We start from the raw sequence: 19,431 nt of genomic DNA on the forward strand, positions 1-19,431 counted from the left end.
GGTCTTGCGCCGAGCCGAAGCTCAGGCGGAAGCCGGGCCGCTAATGCGTATGGTGCGCCGCGCGAACATGGGGCCACTCCATAGCAGCCGGCCGGGGAAATCGCAAAGCCCGCCCGGGGGCCTTAGCCGACCACCCCGAGCCGCGGAAACGCATCGGGGGCGGCGGCCAGGACCGCGCGGGCGCGGGCGCTGTCGTCATCCATTTGCCGGATCAGGCCGTCGACGCTGTCGAACTTCAGCTCGTCGCGGATGAAGCCGATAAAGGCGACGTCAAGCACGCTGCCATAGAGGTCGCCCTTGAAGTCGAACAGGAACACTTCGAGCAGCGGCGCGCCGTTATCGAAGGTCGGGCGGCGGCCGTAGCTCGCCACGGCGTCGAAGCGTTCGGCGCCACGGCCGACCCGGACCGCATAGATGCCGTGCTTGAGCCCGCAGGTCTTGTCGAGGCGGATATTGGCGGTGGGATAGCCGAGGTCGCGGCCGCGTTTCTCGCCGTGGATCACCTCGCCGGTCACGAACCACGGTCCGCCCAGCATCTCGGTGGCGGCGTCGATCTGCCCTTCCGCCAGCGCCATCCGGATCGCGCTGGAGGAAACCGGCCGCTCCGCGATATCAACATGGGCCTGGACATCGACCTCGATCCCGAGCCGCGGCGCCTCGCTGACCAACAGGCTCGGTGAGCCGACGCGACCTTTGCCGAAATGGAAGTCGTAGCCGACCGCAATTCCGCTGATGCCAAGCCGCCGGATCAGGTCATGGTGAATGAAATCTTGCGCGCTAGTTCCGGCGCGGTCCTTGTCGAACGTCATCACCACGGCACCGTCGAGCCCGGTCCCGGCCAGAAGCCGCAGCTTGCTGGCCTCGTCGGAGAGGCGGAATTGTGGGCTGTTCGGGCTGAAGAAACTGCGCGGATGCGGCTCGAAGGTGACGGCAAAAACCGGCTTTCCGTGGGCGCGGCCCATCTGCAGGGCCGCGGCGATGACCGCGCGGTGGCCCAGATGGACGCCATCGAAATTGCCCATGGCGACGACAGCCCCTCTCGGGATCGCCGCATCAGGGGTGGTGTCTCGGATAACGGTAAAACCAGGTGTCATTGCAAGGGTTCTTGGCAAGGGTTCTCGGCAGGTATTCGTGACAGGTATTTTTGGCAGGGATTCTTGGTCTTTCGTGAACGCGCTGGACCGTGACGCGGCGGTCGCTTCGAAGTCAAGCGGGAGGGCTGTATCAAAACGATAGCAATCCGGCAGTTCCGGGTTAACGGGCTGTTTAACGCCTGATGCTACTGGTTTGGGGAGGACTGCGGGTCGCGCAGGCCTGTCGATGGTCAATGGCGTGAGCGTTGAGTGGGGGAAAAGATGGCGGTTGATTTGTCGATGTCGGTTCTGGTTGTTGACGACTACAACACCATGATCCGCATCATCCGAAATCTTTTGAAGCAGCTCGGCTTTGAGAATATCGACGATGCCAGCGACGGTTCGGCAGCGCTGGACAAGATGCGCGGCAAGAAATACGGGCTCGTGATTTCCGACTGGAACATGGAGCCGATGACCGGTTACGACCTGCTCAAGGAAGTCCGTGCCGATCCCAATCTGGCCACGACGCCCTTCATCATGATCACGGCCGAATCCAAGACCGAGAACGTGATCGCGGCCAAGAAGGCCGGCGTCAACAATTACATCGTCAAGCCGTTCAACGCCGCGACGCTGAAGACCAAGATCGAAGCGGTGTTCCCGGATATGGCGTCGGCGTAAGCCATCTGACCGATTTCAGGCTATCGATGCCCGGCCAAAAGCGCGAAGCGCGTTTTCCCGCCAGACGTGCCGGGCATTTTCGTTACCAGCGCAATTCCGGCAACAGCTCACCTCGCCCGTTTTATCCCTACAGCTCGTACCGATAAACTCCATGGGAGCGAAGATAGGCGTCGAATCCGGGTGCCGACAGGAATTCGATAAGCCGCAAAGCCGTTTCAGGGTGGCTGTGTCGATGGACGAACATCGACATGTCGATGTTCAGTCCCAAACCCGACGGGAAGGTCGCGATCGGCGCGATACCGGGAGCGGCGATGATCCTCGATAGCGGTGCAATGGCGTACTGCACGTACCCTTTCGCGGCAGCGATAGGCGGTTCGCCGGCTCCCATTGGACGCAAGCGATCGTGGATCTGATCCTGCAGGCCCATCATTTCCACGGCTCTCAAGAACGTTTTTCCGCTCGTTCCTGTGGAGGTGTACGCGATTGAATCGGCGTTGAGCAGAAGCTCACGCACCGCCTCGTGCGAAGTGGCGATGACCTCCGGCCCGGGTCCGGCTGCGCCGATCGTCAATGGAACGCGCCCGAACGGGACGTGAATGTCCGGAATGACACGGCCGAGCGAGATCATCTCGTCGACATACCAGGGATTGGTCAGCCCGACGTCAAAGTCCTCACCGTCCATGACGCGCTTCGCGACGGCCGGATTCACGTCGTAGTTCACGTCGACCTCGATCCCGTACTGGCGCCTGAACTGCGGCACCAGCTCCTCGATTTCCGCATGTACCGCGACGCCGCTGATGAACGTCAGTCTGTCGTCGGATGCCGTGCCCATGATCTGCTCCAATCCGCCGTTGCTTCTTCGAAGATGGCGCTGTTGATTGGGACCAATAATAGTTAAAGGTCCCACTTCTTATCTCATTAGTCTGTAAATATTGGAATTCTAGATAAACACAACAATCATTCAGCGAACCATTTGTGTTTAATATTGACACGTCGTCCTTTCAAGAATTACACCGAATACAAATCACCAAGGACTCCGAAGCCATGCGCTTCGCGAAAGTCAGGGAGGCTCGCATGCTTGAGACGGACGTCCTCATCGTTGGTGCGGGGCCAGTCGGGCTGACGACATCGATCGCCCTTTCTCAGCACGGCGTCAGTCATGTCGTGGTCGAGCGCCATCCAAGCACCTCCGTCGCGCCCAAGGCCCGCGGCATCAATGCACGCACGATGGAAATGTACAGGCAGATGGGCGTCGAAGACGACATCCGCGCCGCGGGGATGCCTGCGAGATTCGGAAGATTGATCCTCTGGGCGGAAAGCCTGGCCGGGAAGGAGATCAACCGTCTCACGCCGGGGAGAGCAACGCCGGCGGGGCAGGCGGTATCGCCGGTTGCCAACTGCGGCTGCTCTCAGGATGTGCTGGAGCCGGTCCTGCGCCGCCACGCGGAAGCATTGGCCCCGGGTGGCATCAAGTTCAACACCGAGCTCTGTGACTTGCGGTCCGAAGGGAGTGGCCTGACCGGTTCGCTGAAGGACCAAGTGAGCGGCGAGACAACTCCATTTCGCGCACGCTACGTCGTCGCCGCTGACGGAACGCGGAGTTTCGTCCGCGAGAAGCTCGGCATCGGCAGGTCAGGCGAAAAGGACATCTACGATTCGGTGAACGTGCACTTTCGAGCGGATTTGCGGCCGTGGGTCGAGGATCGGCCGGCGGCGCTTTATCTCATCGAGCAGCCGGAGCTCCGCGCGACGTTTCTCACCGTGAACGGCGCCGATCGCTGGGGTTTCCTGGTTCACAGCCTGAGCGCCTATGGTTTCACGAAGGAGAACCTGACGCCGGAGCGATGCATCGAACTGGTTCGCCGGGCCGTCGGGGTCGCCGACCTCCCCATCGAAGTCCTCGGTATCAACTTCTGGAATTGCTCGGCCATGGTCGCGGACAGCTTCCGCAGCGGCAATGTATTTCTGGTCGGGGACGCCGCTCATGAGACCACGCCGAGCGGCGGCTTCGGCATGAACCTGGGCGTGCAGGATACACAGAATCTGGCCTGGAAGATCGCGGCCGTGCTTCGCGGCGAGGCGGACCCTTCGCTGCTCGATAGTTACGAAACGGAACGTCGGCCTCATGCCTTGGAAGTCGTGAACGCGACGCTGCTGAACATGCAGAGTTTCGACCGTGCCAAGCGCCAGGCGGAAGCGCGGCTGCCGCGAAAGGAGTTTCTCAACGAACGCGGCCTCATCTTCGGTGCGCGATATCAATCGCCGGCCGTCGTGCCAGACGGGTCGAAGCCGCCTGAAGTGAGCGATCCGGTCACCGAATATGTGCCGTCGGCTCATCCCGGCTGCCGCGCACCGCACATTTGGTTGGAAAACAAGGGCCAGCGGATCTCGACGATCGATCTGTTCGGGCGCGGTTTCGTGCTGATGGCCGCTCCTGGCGGCGCGTTCTGGCGGACCGCGGCCGGCCAACACGGCCTGCCGCACATTGACGTGCGGGTTCTCGGCGAAGACATCGTCGATCCGGAGGGCTCTTGGATGGCTGCCTACGGGGTGGGGGAAGCGGGCGCAGTGCTCGTACGCCCGGACGGCTATGTCGCCTGGCGCGTTGCGTCGGCGCCCGCCGATCCCAAGCGTGCACTCGCCGACGCTTTCGGACAGATCTTCGCGCGCCCCGTCCTGAAGCAGGCCGTCTAGCCATGATCGCGGCGACAGAGCCCTCGCTGATTGCGTCTGCCAGCTCGGAAGCCCTCGGTCTCGATCCCGCGAAACTCGAACGCGCGTGTGAGATCGTCGCTTCCCATATCGCCGGCGATTTCCATCCAGGCGCGCAGCTTGCCGTGGCGCGGCGTGGCAAGCTCGCGCTCTACCGCGGCTTCGGCAGCGCTGTGGTCGATCCCTCGCGCGCGGTCGACGAGCGGACGCTGTTTCCGCTGTTTTCTAACACCAAGGTCATCACCGCGGCGGCGGTCTGGACACTGGTCGAGGAAGGGAAACTGCGCTTTTCGGACCGGGTCGCGGAACATGTTCCCGGATTCGAGGCGCATGGAAAGGACGGCGTGACGGTCGCGCATCTTCTGACGCATCAGGCGGGGTTCCCCGCCGCGGAAGTAGCGCCGGAGTGTTTGATGGACCGCGAACGGCTGCGACGCGCGGTTTGCGAGTTCAAGCTTGAATGGCCGCCGGGTTCTCACTCGAGCTACCATCGCACGGCTGCCCATTGGGTTGTTGCCGTGCTGATCGAAGCGATCACCGGCAACGACTACCGCGAGGAAATACGGAAGCGCGTGATCGAACCGCTGGGGCTCAGCCAGGAGATGTTTCTGGGCCTACCTGAGGCGGAGGATCATCGTGCAGCCGCGATGTACACGCCCAGGCAAACGGAGAAATGGCCGCTCGACCCGATGGTGTCGGCGCCTTTGTTCAGGCGCGCAGGGATCCCGGGAGCAGGCGGTTACGCGACGGCGCGCGCGATGGCCATCTTCTATCAGATGATGGCGCAGGGCGGCGTCTCGAACGGGGTGCGCATCGTCTCGCCGCGGATGATCGACTACGTGACCCGTGACTTCACCGGCGATCTCGTCGACGACTACACCGGCTACCCGATGCATCGCGGTCTCGGCCCGTTCTCCCGTGGTCAATCCGGGCACCCGGGCCTGGGCGCCATCGCGCACCCGCGCACGTTCGGACACAGCGGCGTCGGCACGTCCTATTGCTGGGCCGATCCAACCAGCGGACTGTCATTCGCCTTCCTGAGCAACTGCCGACGCGACAACGCCTGGCACAACAAGCGCATGGACACGCTGAGCACGCTCGCCCATGCGTCGATCCTGGAATGAACGCTTTCGGACCGTCGCGCATGACGCCATAGCGGCGTCCGAGAGGGAGGACAGTCTTGACCATAGCCATTCCTGATACGTCCGGCATTCCGCAAGCAGAGCGCGTCGCCGTTCGCGGCACCTGGTATGCGTGGTACGTCGTCTTCATCCTCACGGGCTGCTACACGCTGGCGTTCCTGGACTCCAAGATCATTTTTATCTTGATTGAAAAGTTGAAGAGCGACCTTGCGCTGACGGACACCCAGTTGGGGATCATCGCGGGACCGGCATTTTCGCTCATGTATGCGGCCGGTGCGATTCCGATCGCGAAACTGTCGGACCGGATATCGCGCAAGCTCGTCATCGCGGCGGCGGTCTCGGTATGGAGCGCGTTCACGGCGGCTGGTGGCCTGACCCAGTCGTTCTTTCCGTTCATGTTGAGCCGAACCGGTGTCGCGCTGGGAGAGTCTGCGTTGACGCCGGCCGCTCATTCGGTGTTCGCCGACTACTTCGCAGAGGGCCAGCGATCGACCGTCATCGCCATCTACTCTTGCGGGATCGCGTTGGGCGCTACCCTTGCCATGGTGCTCGGCGGAGTCCTGTCCGACCATTTCGGTTGGAGGACGACGCTCATGATCGTCGGCGGCGTCGGCGTGGTGCTCTCCGTCCTGGTCGCGGTCACCGTCCGGGAGCCGAAGCGGGATCTCGCCACTTCCGCCCGCCAGATGTCCGAGGCAAGTCTGGCCGCGTTGTTCGCCGATCCGGCGATCCGCCACACCATTATCGGCGGCGCGATTCTCGGAATCGCCAACGGCTCCGCGAGCGCCTGGGGACCCGCTTACGTGATGCGCAACTTTCATTTGTCCGCGTCCGTGACCGGTGCCACCTACGGCAGCCTGCTGGGCGTTCTGGCGATCCTGGGAACGCTCAGTGGAGGCCTGATTGCGGGCTGGCTCTCGACCAGGAATAGCCGGTACGGGTTTCGGCTGCTGGCTGTCGCCTTCTTCTTTGCCACCGTCGCCAAGCTGCTGTCTCTCGTGACGTCCAGCTACATTCTGTTCCTTGCCTTCGCGGCGATTTCCAGCGTCCTGCATTCGTTCTATCCCGGTCCGACCTATGCGACGATCCAGTCCCGTGCAAAGCCGAACGCGCGAAGCTTCGCGTCGGCCGTGACGATGTTCTGCATCAACGCCGTCGGTCTTGCCGGTGGCGCCTTCCTGACGGGGTGGTTGAGCGATCGCCTGGCGAACGAGTTCGGTGCGGACTCGCTCCGCTATGCTCTCGGGATCATGTCGCTGATGTCGGCATGGTCCGCGATCCATTATTGGAAGGCGTCGTCGTTCTTGGGAAAGTCGGAGCAAAAGTGACGTTGCTGACACCTTCGCGATAGATCCGGCCGCGTTGGCCTGCCGTTTGGAAGAGAGAAGCGCTATGCGTCATGTGGCATTGGTTGCAGCACTTGTTATCACGGCCGTTGGTCTCGTTGCAGGGTCGCAAACCGCCGAAGCCGCGTTTCCGGATCGCACGATCAAGATCATCGTGCCGTTCGCTCCGGGCGGCCCGATCGATGCCATCGCGCGTCCTTTGGCCGTGGCGATGCAGGAGATCATCGGTGCGACTGTCGTGATCGAAAACCGTTCCGGCGCCGGCGGCATTACGGGATCGGAGTCCGTCGCGAGCGCTGCGGCCGACGGATACACGCTGCTGATGACCACGGGATCGCACATCGGCAACAAGGTGTTCAACGCCGCACAGGTTCGCTACGACCCCTTGCTGAGCTTTACGCCGGTAGCGGGACTGATCGAATCCAACGGAATTGTCCTTGTTGCGCGCAAGGACATTCCTGCCGATACGATCGCCGCGCTCAATGCGTATGCGAAGAGCAAGCCGAATGGCCTGACCTATGGACACGCCGGCATCGGCAACATTTCCTACATCGCCGGCGAACTCCTCAAGACGCAGGCCGGCATGCCGCTTTCCGGCATTCCATATCGCGGCACGGCCGCCGCCCTGAGCGACCTGATCGGCGGTCAGGTTGACCTGTGCTTTGTGGGCATTTCCGGGGCGCGCAGTTATGTCGATAACGGACAGGTCAAGGTCATAGCCTCGACCGGTGCGGAACGTGCTCCGGTTCTTCCCGGCGTGCCGACGATGCGGGAGGCCGGCTTTCCGGATTTCGTGGTGCTGGGCTATATCGGCCTTTGGGCTCCACGCGACACGCCGAAGACCGTGGTGACGCGGCTCTACGACACGGTCAAAGAGGCGCTCGCGCGTCCGAACATACGGGAATTGCTTTCGACGTTCGGCGCGGCGACCGAGGCCACGCCCCCGGAAGAGTTTGCGCGCTTTCTGGAACGCGATTTCGCGACCCAGCAGCGTTGGGCGCGCGACCTTGGCGTCATCCCGAAATAGAATAGCGTCGTCGCGACGGCTACTCGAACAGGTTTCGTTGCGTGTTCAGGAGGTGATCCCGCATTGCCCGGCTGGCATCGTCGGCGGATCGTTTTCGCAGCATGTCGCAGATCGTGCGGTGATGAGCGATGGTCCTGCGCCGCTTCTCGGGCGTGATGGCGGCGAGGCGCAAAGCCTGCCAGTCACCGGACGATCGCGCCTCGTTGAACGCGGTGACCAGGCCGACGAGAACGTCGTTCCGCGTCGCCTTGGCAATCGCGAGGTGAAAGGCGCCGTCCCACTTGATCCAGTCTTCGTCGTTCCTGACCTCGGTCGTGCGCCGCATGCAGGTCTCGATGTTCAGCAGATCGGCTTCACTGGCCTTGATCGCCGCGATCGCGGTCATCGAAGGCTCGACGACGAGGCGGATCTCGAGGACTGATGCGGGACTGCCACGTATGATGCGCTGGTCGATGCTGATTGGCCCGACCGTCCGGCGACCGAGAAAGGTGCCGTTGCGTCGTCCTCGCCAGACATGTCCGTCAAGTTCCATTCGGGTCAGAAGATGCCGCAGCGCACGACGGCTGATACCGAGTTCGGATGCAAGTTCGCGCTCGGGCGGAAGCTTGTCGCCTTCGGCCAACTCGTTCTGCTCGATGAAGGCGAGTAGCACGTTGGTCTCGATGGATTCAGATAGTTGTTCAGATTTGGTCACGTGGGCCAGTTCCGATGAACTTAGTCTTCGCCAGTCGATCAGCGGTTAACGCCAAACATTAGCGCAATCGCGGGTGACGTCATCAATTATAGCTTGAAAGGGCAATTATAGCTTGAAAGTACCCGGCTTTAACAGGCATTCCGATGCCCGGCCTCATGCCGGGCATTTTCGTTACCAGCGCAATTCCCGCGTCAGCGCGCGGGGCGGGTGGCCGAACAGCTCCTTCACTGAGGCCGGGTCGAGCTGGTCGATGCCCTCGAACTCCTCGGAATGAATCCCGCGGGTCACGAACAGGCAATCGATCCCGAAGCCGAGTGCGCCGGTGAGATCGGTGCGCACGGAATCCCCGATCGCCAGCACGCGGTCGAGCGGTGCGGGATGGCCGCGGCGCTCGGCGGCCAGTTGCATCGCACGCTCATAGATCGGCCGGTGCGGCTTGCCGTAGAAGATCACCTCGCCGCCGAGCTCGCGATAGAGTTCGGCGATCGCGCCGGCGCAATAGATCAAGCGGTCGCCGCGTTCGACGACGATGTCGGGATTGGCGCAGACGAACGGCAGCTTGCGTTCGAGCGCCTGCAGCAGCATCGCACGATAGTCTTCCGGGGTTTCGGTTTCGTCGTCGAACGGTCCGGTGCAGACGATGTAGTCGGCCTGCTCCAGCGGCCCGATGACGGGATCGAGCCCGCGATAGATCGAATTGTCGCGCTCCGGACCGAGCCAGAACATCTTCTTGCCCGGGTGGTCGGCGACGAAATGCCGGGTCAGGTCGCCTGACGAGACGATCGCGTCATAGGTTTCGTCGGCGACGCCGAGCTTGCGCAACTGTCGCTGCACGGAATCGGCCGGCCGCGGCGCGTTGGTGATGAGGATGACGGTGCCGCCGCGCTGGCGATAGGTGTGCAGCGCCTTGCAGGCCTCGGGAAAGGCCTCCAGCCCGTTATGCACCACGCCCCAGATATCCGAGAGGATGACCTCGACGCCATCCACGAGGTCGCGCAGCCGTTCTGCGAACCGCAATGTGGTCATGACATCGCGCGCCGGTTAGCCCGGTCCGGCGGCGCGGCGCGCCAGCGCGGCATTGCCGGTCGCCCGCGGCGGAGGTTCTGCGGCCGGGCCGGCGACGGTCGCGGGTTGGCTGGGGCCATCGGGAACATTGGAGCCATTGGAACTGTTCGGTTCAGTCTTGTTCGGGGTGGCCCCGCCGGTAGCAGATGCCCCTTCGGGCCGCAACGGCCGGGGTGGGGCAAACAGGAAGCCTTGCCCGAACCGGACATCGTAATCGAGCAGGTCCACTACCGCGCGCTCGCCCTCGATCTTTTCGGCGATCAGGTCGATGCCGAAACGGCCGAGCAGGTCGGACAGGTCGGAGGGGTGGATGTCCGAGGTCGAGTTCTGTTTGGGATCGAGCAGCAGCGCCGCCGGCACCTTGATGAAACGCACGCCGCGGTCGGCGAGTTCCCGGGGCTCGATCCGGAGGTCGCTGACATGATCGATCGAGAAACGGTAGCCGCGCTGCGACAATGCGGCGAGATGCTCGGTCTCGGTCGGGCCGAGATTGCGGAATGTCGCCTGCTTGAATTCCAGCACGAAGGAAGGCGCCAGCGCGCGGTTGGCCTCGAGGAAGTCGAGGCACTGCGCGAAAATCGTGGGATTGCCGAGCGTGGCTGCGGAGACGTTGCAGAACACGCCGACCTCCTTGTTGCGCACCATCAGGCGGCGCAGCACCTGCACGCAGCGCAACATCACCGTGTGATCGATGCGTCCGATCAGTCCGCCGGCTTCGGCGATGGCGATGAAATCGTCGGCGGCCAGCACCTCGTCCTTGTCGTTGCGCAGCCGCGTCACCGCCTCGTAGAAGCGAACCTTGCGCTGCGGCAGCGTCACCATCGGCTGCAGGTAGATATCGAGCCGGTTCTCCTCGACGGCGGTCTTGACCGCGGCGAGGAGCTGCGCCTGGCCGCGCGAAGCCGCTGCGGGCGGGGCGGCGACGGGGGCCGGCGTCGGCGTGGCGATGGCCGCCGTCGCCGGTCTGGTGGCGGACGCTGTCTCCGGTGCCGTGGCTTCGACAAACGGCAGCTGCTCTTGTGAGACGGAACCCGGTCTGTCTGCGGCGGCGGCGCCCGCGGCCAGCAAATCGTCATGGCCGGCCACGGAGGCCGCGAGCTGCTTGACCAGTACGCCGAGTTCGTTGATCTCGCCGACCACGGCCTGGATGCGGTCGGCACCAGTCGAATTCGCCGATACCACCCGGCCTTCGACGGCCGCCAGCCGCCGGCCGAATTCGGCGACCTGGCGGGCGAGGTCGGCGGTGCCGCGTGACAGATCTGCGATCTGGCTGCCGACATCCGAGCGGTCGCGCAGTCGCATCGATACGGCGTTGTAGAGGATCAGGAAGGTCAGCGCGGTGAGCGCCACGATCGCGGATTCCGATCCGCTGATGCCGGCCACCGAATGCAGGACCAGGCCAAGCGACGCTGCGACCAGAACCATGCAGATGGCGATGAAAATCGTCGAAATGCGAATCATGTCGCGCGCTACGCCCTCAAGTCCGAACCGCACCGACCCGGGAAAACACGGATATTTTCAGGCATAGTCCGGTTTGCGCTCCCCCAAGCGCTGCAACCTTAGCACCAATGTTGATTCGCAGGGCTAGTGTTCTTTTGACACGCGCGGAACTGCGCCGGCTCTCTCGCCCCGCGCGTCGCGGGGAGAGAGGGGCAGGTGCGCAAGGAGAGGCGGCGGCTTCTATGCCGTCGCGCGGATCACATTGGCGACCTTGCTGGTCCGCGATCGGCGGATGCAAATCGGAACCGATAAGGCTCTACAGATCGGCCGCCGCGATCCAGAACACCTCGCCCTCGGAATCCTCGGTATCGAGCCAGAGCAACGGCAGTTCCGGGTAGGCGTCCTCCAGTTGCGGGCGGCAGCGGCCGATCTCGCACAACAGCCCGCCCCGTGGCGTCAGATGCGCCTGCGCTTCGGCGAGGATGCGCCTGACGATATCGAGTCCGTCGGCGCCGCCGTCGAAGGCGAGTTTCGGTTCCGCGCGGCACTCGCGCGGCAGCTCGGCCATGCCTTCGGTGTCGACATAGGGCGGATTGGAGATGATGAGATCGTATTGCTTGCCGCCGATCGGCCCAAACAGATCGCCGCGGTGAAGTGTGAGGCGGCCTTCAAGCCCGTAATCCCCGACATTGCGCGCGGCGACCTCGAGCGCATCCTTTGAAATATCCACCGCGTCGATTTCCGCGTTGGGAAAATGGTGCGCCGCCAGAACGGCAAGGCAGCCCGAGCCGGTACACAGGTCGAGCACGCTTTCGACCGCGGCGGGATCCGAAATCAGCGAGCCGCCTTCCGCGCTGCCGTCGCCGCCGAAATGGGATTCCAGCAATTCGCCGATGAAGGAGCGCGGTACGATGGTGCGCTCGTCGACATAGAACGGCAGGCCGCGCATGTAGATCTTGTTGACGAGGTAGGCGGCGGGTTTTCGGGTGATGACGCGGCGTTCGATCAGGCCGAGGATCTTCTTGGCCTCGGCCACGGTGACGCGCGCGGTCGCGAATGTCTCGAACTGGTCGGGGTGAAGATGCAGCGCCTCGCAGACCAGGAAGGCGGCCTCGGCCAAGGGATCGGTGGTGCCGTGCGCGAACACCAGTTTGGCCTCGATGAAGCGGCTCACGGCAAAGCGGACGAAATCGAGCAGCGTCAGCAATTCGCCCGCGCCGACCTTTGGAAATTTCGCTGCGGCGGCGCGGCTGGGTTTGGCAGCGGCCGGTTTCCTGAGCTTCGCCATCAGGATTTGGTCCAGCGCGCCGCGGCGGTTTCATCGTGGCCGCGCGCTTCGACCCAGCTGGTGCCTTTTTGGCTTTCCTCGCGCTTCCAGAACGGCGCGTTGGCCTTCAGATAATCCATCAAGAACTCCGCCGCCTGAAACGCCGCCTGCCGGTGCTGGGAGGCCGCCAGCACCACGACGATATTTTCGCCGGGGGTGATGCGGCCGACGCGATGAATGACGGACAATCCCGTCAGCGGCCAGCGCGCCATCGCCTCCTCGGCATGTCGCCGGATCTCGGCCTCGGCCATGCCGGGGTAATGTTCCAGCGTCAACGCCGCGATCGGTTCGCCATTCTCGCTGCCGCGGCAGATACCGCTGAAGGTGACGACCGCGCCGACATCGGTCCGGCTTTTGGTCAGCGCCGCGATTTCGTGGCCGATGTCGAAATCGGCTTCCTGGATACGGATGGTGACGGCGGCACTCATGGAGTCATCTTTAGTTTGATGCGTCTTCTATCGCAGATAAGTTTACGCAATCTGCGCAGGCTTGATTGCTATGCGAACCGGGATCCGCTTCGCTTGAAGACGCTATCCCCCGGTCATCGGCGGGAAGAAGGCAATCTCGCGGGCGCCCGCTATCACGGCGTCCGGCTTCACATGGGCATGGTCGATCGCGGCGCGGATCACCTTCGGCCTCTCGAACGCATAGGCGTAGGTCTCGCCGCGCCGGGAAAGCCAGCCGATCAAATCGTCCACCGTGCGCACGCTGGCCGGCGGCTCGACCGTTTCCTCGGCGACGCCGATCCGCTCGCGCACCCAGGCGAAATATTTGACCTTCATTCCTCATCCTCCTTGATGAGGTGATGGATGCCGGCGCGGAAATAATCCCAGCCGGTGTAGATCGTGAAAATCGCCGACATCCACAGCAGGATAATGCCGATCAGGGTGGTCGGGGGCAGGATCTGCTCGCCCGCTTCGCCGGCGATCAGGAAGCCGATCGCGACCAGCTGGACCGTGGTCTTCCATTTCGCCAGCTTGGTCACGGGGACGCTGACCCGCAGCGCCGCGAGATATTCGCGCAGGCCCGAGACCAGGATCTCGCGACACAGGATCACGATGGCGGCCCACAGCGTCCAGCCGTGAATGCTGTTGTCCGCCGCCAGCATCAGCAGACAGGACGCGACCAGGAGCTTGTCGGCGATCGGGTCGAGCATCCGGCCGAAGGCGGATTGCTGGTCCCAGATTCGGGCGTAATAGCCGTCGAGATAGTCGGTTACGCCGGCGGCGATGAAGACCGCCAGCGCCACCCAGCGCAGCCACAACGGGCCGTCCAGGATGGACTGATAATACACGCAGCCGACCACCACCGGGATGGCGGCGATGCGGGCGTAGGTCAGGATATTCGGCAGGGACAGGCTTTTTGGCTGTTTGGCCTGCCCTTTGGTGGTGGTGGCGATGTTCATCCGTCTTACCAATACCGCTCAAGCGTGAAGGTCAACCGGGCAGACCCAAGCTGCGGCCGGCGAAGCCGATATGACTCAGCCCCCCGTTTAACCCGGTTGGGCATGGAAAAACTCGAAAATCTTGCGGGCGCTTTCGGCGCTGACCCCTGGAACCTTGCCAAGGTCGGCGATCGAGGCCCGCTCGATTTCCTTCAGCGTTCCAAAGTGATGCAGCAAGGCACGTTTGCGTGACGGGCCGATGCCGGGGATTTCCTGCAGGCCGGCCTCACGGATGTCCTTTTTGCGCAGTTTGCGGTGCGATCCGATCACGAAACGATGGGCCTCGTCGCGCAGCCGCTGGATGAAATACAGCACGGGGTCGCGGGGCTCGAGCTTGATCGCCTCGCAGCCGGGCATGAACAGGGTCTCGCGGCCGGCATCGCGATCGGGCCCCTTGGCCACCGCCAAAAGCGAGACCTGGGTCAGCCCCAGCCCCTCGAATATCTCCCTGACGGCATTGAGCTGGCCGCGGCCGCCGTCGATGATGACGAGGTCGGGCCATTGCGGAAACGAATCGTCGTCGGCTTTGGGTTTCGCGGCCTCGCCCTCCGGCGGCTTCAGCAGCCGCTTGAAGCGCCGTTCCAGTACCTCGCGCATCATCGCGTAGTCGTCGCCCGGGGTCAGGCCTTCGGACTTGATGTTGAACTTGCGGTACTGGTTTTTGATGAAACCGTCCGGTCCCGCCACGATCATGGCGCCGACCGCGTTGGTGCCCTGGATGTGGCTGTTGTCGTAGACCTCGATGCGCTTCGGCGGCTGCGTCAACTGAAGCGTGGTGGCCATGCCCTGCAACAACCGGCCCTGCGTTGCGGTATCGCTCAGCTTGCGGCCGAGTGCCTCCCGCGCATTGGTCAGGGCATGCGCGATCAGCTCTTTCTTTTCGCCGCGTTTGGGCGTCGAGACTTCGACCTTGTGGCCGGCTTTGACCGCGAGCGCGTCGGCCAGCAGCTCGCTCTCCTCGATTTCATGCGACAGCAAAATGAGTTTCGGCGGCGGTTTGTCGTCGTAGAATTGCGCCAGGAACGAGGCCAGCACTTCTTCCGGGGTGAACGACTTCTCCGCGCGCGGGAAATAGGCGCGGTTGCCCCAGTTCTGGCCGGTGCGGAAGAAGAACACCTCGACACAGGAATAGCCGCCCTCCTGGTGGATGGCGAACACGTCGGCCTCTTCCACGGTGCGCGGATTGATGCCCTGCTGCGACTGGATCGCCGACAATGCGGCCAGTCGATCCCGGTAGAGCGCGGCGGTCTCGAATTCGAGTTCGCTGGAGGCCTTCTCCATCTCGCCGGCGAGCTGCTTCTTTACGTCGTGGCTGCGGCCGGACAGGAAGTCGCCGGCCTCGCGCACCAGTTCGGTATAGCCGGGAAAGTCGATCTCGCCGGTGCAGGGGCCCGAGCAGCGGCGAATTTGGTAAAGTAGACACGGCCGGGTGCGGCTTTCGAAAAAACCGTCGGTGCAGGAGCGGATCAGGAACGCGCGTTGCAGCGCCGTGATGGTGCGATTGACGGCGCCCGCGTTGGCGAACGGCCCGAAATAGCGTCCCGGCCGCGATTGCGCGCCGCGATGCTTGAGGATCTGCGGCGCCCAATGGTCGCCGGTGATCAGGATATAGGGAAACGACTTGTCGTCGCGCAGTTGCACGTTGAAGCGCGGCCGCAGCTGCTTGATCAGGTTGGCCTCGAGCAGCAGCGCTTCGGTCTCGGTGGTGGTGGAGATGATCTCGACGGTGACGGTCGCCGCGATCATGCGCAGGATGCGCGCCGGCAGCGGTGCATTGACGCGGGCGTAGGAGGACAGCCGCTTGCGGACGTTCTTGGCCTTGCCGACATACAGCACGTCGTTTCCGGCATTGAGCATGCGGTAGACGCCGGGCGAGGTCGGCGCCAGCCGCACCGCGTTTTCGATCGCGGCATGGCCGACCGCAAGCGTGCCCTCGGCCACCGGCTCGACGGTTTCCTCGGCAGTTTCCTCGATGGCTTCCGGCAGGCGCGCCTCGTCGTCTTCCTCGGCTGCCGACGTCGCGGGATCGACATCGGCGGAGATAAGGCCCTCGGGCGGCAAGTCCGGCTGCGAACCCCGGCGCGGCTTGCGCGGGGCCTTCGGATGGTCGGCAGAATCGTGATCCATGGCCCTAAATTAAGCGCTGCAAGGCGGCATCGCCAGCGCCGGCATGAGCCGGAAAAGGGGCAGCCGGTTTTCCGAAAAGATCATGCCCGAACAAGAAGATGGCCAGCGGACAGGCCCGGGTGGCCGGGCCTGAGGAAACGGAGCCGGTAACGCATTGTTAAGAATGATGAGCGGGGCGGTAACCCAGCTTAACAACCCTTTAACTTAAAACTCTCGATAAATCTTACGGGAAAAAACTGGAATTCCGTAACCAAGCCGGCTTGTCGAACCGGCGGTTGCGGCAGTTGCGTGGAGTTGCGTGATGAACAAGTCTGTTTTGCGAGCGCTGGTGTTGATCGCAGTCGCCTGGACCGTGTCGGCACGAGCGGCCGATCTCAACTACGGATCGCGCGCACCCTATACCGTCAATCAGCCGCTCAATGCCTATAGCTGGGCCGGTCCCTATCTCGGCGGCAACATCGGCTATGGCTGGGGCTCGGTCGACAACAACCCGACCAAGCCGTCGGGTTTCGCGGGCGGCGTTCAGGCCGGCTACAACTGGCAGAACGGTCCCTGGGTGTTCGGCCTCGAAGGCGACATTCAGGCGAGCGGCGCCGAACAGACCTTTGCGCCGTGGAAATTCTCCAACCCCTGGTTCGGCACGATCCGCGGCCGGGCCGGCTATGCCCTCAACAACGTCCTGTTCTACGGCACCGGCGGTCTCGCTTTCGGCGAACTGCGCGCCACGACCTTCGGCCTGTCGGAATCCAATACCAATGCGGGCTGGACGCTTGGCGTCGGCGCCGAAATGGGCTTTGCGCCGAACTGGAGCGCCAAGATCGAATATCTCTATGTCGATCTGAACAATAGCAACTTCGTCATTACAGGCGCGTCAAACGGCTACCGGTTCGGATTGGTACGAGCCGGCGTGAACTATCACTTCTGAGAACAAGAAAACTATTCGTTACAACCTCCCGGCGGCCGCAAGCCGCCGGGATTTTTTTGGCCAGCGGCCGGCACCTTGTCTGAAAATGCGATAGAACGGTGCGATGCAGACTGGACAGCCTAGTCGTACCGCGCTGAGTGCCGCCCGCTTGCGCGCGGCGCACCAGGTGCTGGATAAGGCGTCGATTCTGGCCGATCCCCTCGCCGTGCGCATTCTCGGCGACGACATCGAAGTGTCGCTCGACCACGCCCGGACTCACTTGTCCGGGCCGCGGATGCGATGGTTCATCGCATCGCGATCGCGCATCGCCGAAGACGCGCTCAATGTCGCGGTCGATGCCGGTGCGACACAACTCGTGGTGCTTGGCGCCGGGCTCGATACGCTGGCCTACCGGACCCAGCTTGCAGGCCGCTTGCGGATCTTCGAGGTCGACCATCCGGCGACGCAGGCGCGCAAGCGCCCAAAGCTGGCTGCGGCGGCGATCGCCGTACCGGAAACACTGAGCTTTGTCCCGGTGGATTTCGAGCGCGAGAACCTGTGCGAGCGGCTGGAAGCCGCGGGTTTCAAATCCGCCGAGCGCAGTTTTTTCAGCTGGCTTGGCGTCGTGCCTTATCTGACCGAGGCGGCGATCTTTTCGACGCTTGGCTTCATGGCGCAATTGCCTGGAGGCGCCGAAGTGGTGTTCGACTATGTCAATCCTGCGACTTCGATTTCCGCCGCCGGCCGCGCCGCGCATCAGGCGCTGGCTGAACGGGTGGCAGCCGTCGGCGAGCGGTTTCAGAGTTATCTCGACACCGCTTCGCTATGCGCAAAAATGAGCGCGGCCGGTTTTCGTCATGTCGACGATATCGGCCCGGCCGAACTGGCGGAGCGTTACTTCCCGGAGACCGAACGATCGGCACTGACGCGGGGCGGGCATGTCATGCACGCCTCCACCATCTGAGCGGCGCTGCGGCGCCCAGTCGAACTTGCGCAGGCAAGAACTCGCTCCGCTTCCAATCGCGAGCATCAGCTCACGGTGAAATCACCAGGTTGACCGCCTTGGGGCCCTTGCCCTTCTTGTCCGGTTCGACCTCGAACGCAATGCGCTGCCCCTCTGTCAGATCCTTCAATCCGGCCCGCTCCACGGCGGTGATGTGAACGAACACATCGCGACCGCCGTCATCGGGCTTGATGAAGCCGTAGCCGCGCTCTCCATTGAAGAACTTGACCGTACCAGTCATGGCCATCGGGAAACTCCTCCCCCGTACTGCTCCGCCGCTACGCCCAAATTGCGTACCGGCCGACCGGACATTCGCTGCCGGAAGCCTGGCCACCTGAGCCGATCGGGTCACGCCACCGATCGGCCTGGATTTTTCTTAGGCCTTGATCACTCCGCCGCAACCATTCGCGGAAGCGGAACGTAAAGCCAGTCCCAACAGGCCGAGCATAATACGGTTCCGAGCAAATTGCCTACGGCAAACGCACTATTCGCCAAAAGCGAGAGTTCAAGGCTTTGGCGTTTCGAGCCTGAACCGGCCGGCGCCGCCCTGGCCGAGCGGCTTTTCCAGTTCGGGTAGAATGGTCTTCAATTCACCCGCCAACGTCCACGGCGGATTGACGATCAGAAGACCGGTCGAGGTGAGGGGACCGCCTGCCTGCTGCGGCGCGACGCTGAACTCAAGCCGCAGGCATTTTCCCGCAGGCCTGCTTTCGGCCGTCACGGCGGCGACATGGCGCGCGAGGCCGTCGGTGATGCGCCGGCTCTTCACCGGGTACCAGATCAGATAGCTGCCGGTCGGCCATTTCGCGTAGGCCTCGGTGAAGCCGTCGGCCAGGGTTTCGAACTCGTCCTTCTGTTCGAAGGACGGGTCGATCAGCACCAGGCCGCGCCGCTCATTCGGCGGCACGAAGGCCGGCAGTGCGGTCCAGCCGTCGAGGTCGACGATCCGCGCCTGGGTGTCGCGGCGCAGCGCATCGATCAACTGGCGGTGGGCATTCGGTTCGATTTCGCAGGCCGTCAAGCGATCCTGCGGCCGCAGCAGCGCGCGGGCGATCAGGGGCGATCCCGGATAGGCCTTCAGTTCGCCCGGCGGGTTGAACGCCCGGATGATATCGAGATAGGGCGCGATCAGCGGCTGGGCTGCTTCCGAGAACCGGGCTTGCATCACCCGCGCAATTCCGGTCAGCCATTCGCCGCCGCGTTTTGCTTCGTCCCCGGTGAGATCATAGCGTCCGGCGCCGGCATGGGTGTCGATGACGCGAAATGGCGCCGGCTTTTCCTGCAGATAGGTCAGCATTCGCACCAGCACGATGTGCTTGATGACGTCGGCAAAGCCGCCAGCGTGAAAGGCGTGTCGGTAGTTCATGGGGAGGGCGGACCAATTGGAGAAGACGTCATGTCTTCTACGCGTGATGGCCGGGCTTGTCCCGGCCATCCACGTTCTTACCG

General features: G+C 63.3%; 19 protein-coding genes. 7 read left to right on the plus strand and 12 right to left on the minus strand.

The window, feature by feature from the left end; translation table 11 throughout:
• Positions 1 to 122: 122 nt before the first annotated feature.
• Positions 123 to 1,094, minus strand: coding sequence for a bifunctional riboflavin kinase/FAD synthetase (locus tag FFI89_RS05935; protein ID WP_138833772.1), 972 nt, complete (start codon positions 1,092 to 1,094; stop codon positions 123 to 125).
• Between the two features lie 261 nt (positions 1,095 to 1,355).
• On the opposite strand from FFI89_RS05935, the gene FFI89_RS05940 reads away from it, so the two are divergent.
• Positions 1,356 to 1,751, plus strand: a complete 396-nt coding sequence (locus FFI89_RS05940) for a response regulator (RefSeq protein WP_138833774.1) — start codon at positions 1,356 to 1,358, stop codon at positions 1,749 to 1,751.
• Between the two features lie 127 nt (positions 1,752 to 1,878).
• On the opposite strand, the gene FFI89_RS05945 is transcribed toward FFI89_RS05940, so the two are convergent.
• Entirely contained in the window at positions 1,879 to 2,583 is a 705-nt protein-coding gene (locus tag FFI89_RS05945) for a substrate-binding domain-containing protein (protein WP_138833776.1), read from the minus strand.
• Positions 2,584 to 2,825: 242 nt separating this feature from the next.
• Between FFI89_RS05945 and FFI89_RS05950 the strand changes: the two genes are divergently transcribed.
• From FFI89_RS05950 to FFI89_RS05965, 4 genes are all read left to right on the plus strand, one after another.
• Positions 2,826 to 4,445, plus strand: a complete 1,620-nt coding sequence (locus FFI89_RS05950; RefSeq protein ID WP_168212796.1) for an FAD-dependent monooxygenase — start codon at positions 2,826 to 2,828, stop codon at positions 4,443 to 4,445.
• Positions 4,446 to 4,588: 143 nt separating this feature from the next.
• Positions 4,589 to 5,587: a serine hydrolase gene (locus FFI89_RS05955; RefSeq protein WP_168212797.1), complete on the plus strand. Its 999-nt coding sequence runs from the start codon at positions 4,589 to 4,591 to the stop codon at positions 5,585 to 5,587.
• 56 nt (positions 5,588 to 5,643) lie between these two features.
• Complete coding sequence (locus tag FFI89_RS05960; RefSeq protein ID WP_138833782.1) at positions 5,644 to 6,933, plus strand: MFS transporter; 1,290 nt, start codon at positions 5,644 to 5,646, stop codon at positions 6,931 to 6,933.
• Between the two features lie 64 nt (positions 6,934 to 6,997).
• The gene (locus FFI89_RS05965) at positions 6,998 to 7,978 is read left to right on the plus strand and encodes a tripartite tricarboxylate transporter substrate binding protein (protein ID WP_138833784.1); all 981 of its coding nucleotides are present in this window, start codon (positions 6,998 to 7,000) and stop codon (positions 7,976 to 7,978) included.
• 19 nt (positions 7,979 to 7,997) lie between these two features.
• Here the strand turns inward: FFI89_RS05965 and FFI89_RS05970 are convergent, their stop codons facing one another.
• The 8 genes from FFI89_RS05970 to uvrC form a co-directional block, all read right to left on the minus strand.
• Entirely contained in the window at positions 7,998 to 8,672 is a 675-nt protein-coding gene (locus FFI89_RS05970; RefSeq protein WP_138833786.1) for a FadR/GntR family transcriptional regulator, read from the minus strand.
• A 171-nt stretch (positions 8,673 to 8,843) separates the two neighbouring features.
• On the minus strand, positions 8,844 to 9,698 hold the full coding sequence (locus FFI89_RS05975; RefSeq protein ID WP_138833789.1) for a TIGR01459 family HAD-type hydrolase: 855 nt from the start codon (positions 9,696 to 9,698) through the stop codon (positions 8,844 to 8,846).
• 15 nt (positions 9,699 to 9,713) lie between these two features.
• On the minus strand, positions 9,714 to 11,198 hold the full coding sequence (locus tag FFI89_RS05980) for an EAL domain-containing protein (protein WP_138833791.1): 1,485 nt from the start codon (positions 11,196 to 11,198) through the stop codon (positions 9,714 to 9,716).
• 295 nt (positions 11,199 to 11,493) lie between these two features.
• Positions 11,494 to 12,465 carry a 50S ribosomal protein L3 N(5)-glutamine methyltransferase gene (prmB, locus tag FFI89_RS05985; RefSeq protein WP_138833793.1) on the minus strand — a complete coding sequence of 324 codons (972 nt, stop codon included), beginning with the start codon at positions 12,463 to 12,465 and terminating at the stop codon, positions 11,494 to 11,496.
• The gene (locus FFI89_RS05990; protein WP_138833795.1) at positions 12,465 to 12,932 is read right to left on the minus strand and encodes a molybdenum cofactor biosynthesis protein MoaE; all 468 of its coding nucleotides are present in this window, start codon (positions 12,930 to 12,932) and stop codon (positions 12,465 to 12,467) included. Before FFI89_RS05990 ends, prmB begins: the two co-directional genes overlap by 1 nt.
• Before the next feature lie 102 nt (positions 12,933 to 13,034).
• Positions 13,035 to 13,286 carry a molybdopterin converting factor subunit 1 gene (gene moaD / locus FFI89_RS05995; protein WP_138833797.1) on the minus strand — a complete coding sequence of 84 codons (252 nt, stop codon included), beginning with the start codon at positions 13,284 to 13,286 and terminating at the stop codon, positions 13,035 to 13,037.
• Positions 13,283 to 13,909: a CDP-diacylglycerol--glycerol-3-phosphate 3-phosphatidyltransferase gene (gene pgsA / locus FFI89_RS06000; RefSeq protein WP_138833799.1), complete on the minus strand. Its 627-nt coding sequence runs from the start codon at positions 13,907 to 13,909 to the stop codon at positions 13,283 to 13,285. Before pgsA ends, moaD begins: the two co-directional genes overlap by 4 nt.
• Positions 13,910 to 13,996: 87 nt before the next feature.
• Entirely contained in the window at positions 13,997 to 16,075 is a 2,079-nt protein-coding gene (gene uvrC / locus FFI89_RS06005; protein WP_138833801.1) for an excinuclease ABC subunit UvrC, read from the minus strand.
• A 301-nt stretch (positions 16,076 to 16,376) separates the two neighbouring features.
• Between uvrC and FFI89_RS06010 the strand changes: the two genes are divergently transcribed.
• On the plus strand, positions 16,377 to 17,000 hold the full coding sequence (locus FFI89_RS06010; protein WP_168212798.1) for an outer membrane protein: 624 nt from the start codon (positions 16,377 to 16,379) through the stop codon (positions 16,998 to 17,000).
• Between the two features lie 103 nt (positions 17,001 to 17,103).
• Positions 17,104 to 17,943 (plus strand): SAM-dependent methyltransferase, encoded by an 840-nt coding sequence (locus tag FFI89_RS06015; RefSeq protein ID WP_138833805.1) that lies wholly within the window; start codon positions 17,104 to 17,106, stop codon positions 17,941 to 17,943.
• Positions 17,944 to 18,013: 70 nt separating this feature from the next.
• On the opposite strand, the gene FFI89_RS06020 is transcribed toward FFI89_RS06015, so the two are convergent.
• Complete coding sequence (locus FFI89_RS06020; RefSeq protein WP_138833807.1) at positions 18,014 to 18,229, minus strand: cold-shock protein; 216 nt, start codon at positions 18,227 to 18,229, stop codon at positions 18,014 to 18,016.
• A gap of 258 nt (positions 18,230 to 18,487) precedes the next feature.
• On the minus strand, positions 18,488 to 19,348 hold the full coding sequence (locus FFI89_RS06025) for a 23S rRNA (adenine(2030)-N(6))-methyltransferase RlmJ (RefSeq protein WP_138833809.1): 861 nt from the start codon (positions 19,346 to 19,348) through the stop codon (positions 18,488 to 18,490).
• Between the last annotated feature and the right edge of the window lie 83 nt (positions 19,349 to 19,431).

It is taken from the genome of Bradyrhizobium sp. KBS0727 (assembly GCF_005937885.2).
GTDB lineage: Bacteria > Pseudomonadota > Alphaproteobacteria > Rhizobiales > Xanthobacteraceae > Bradyrhizobium.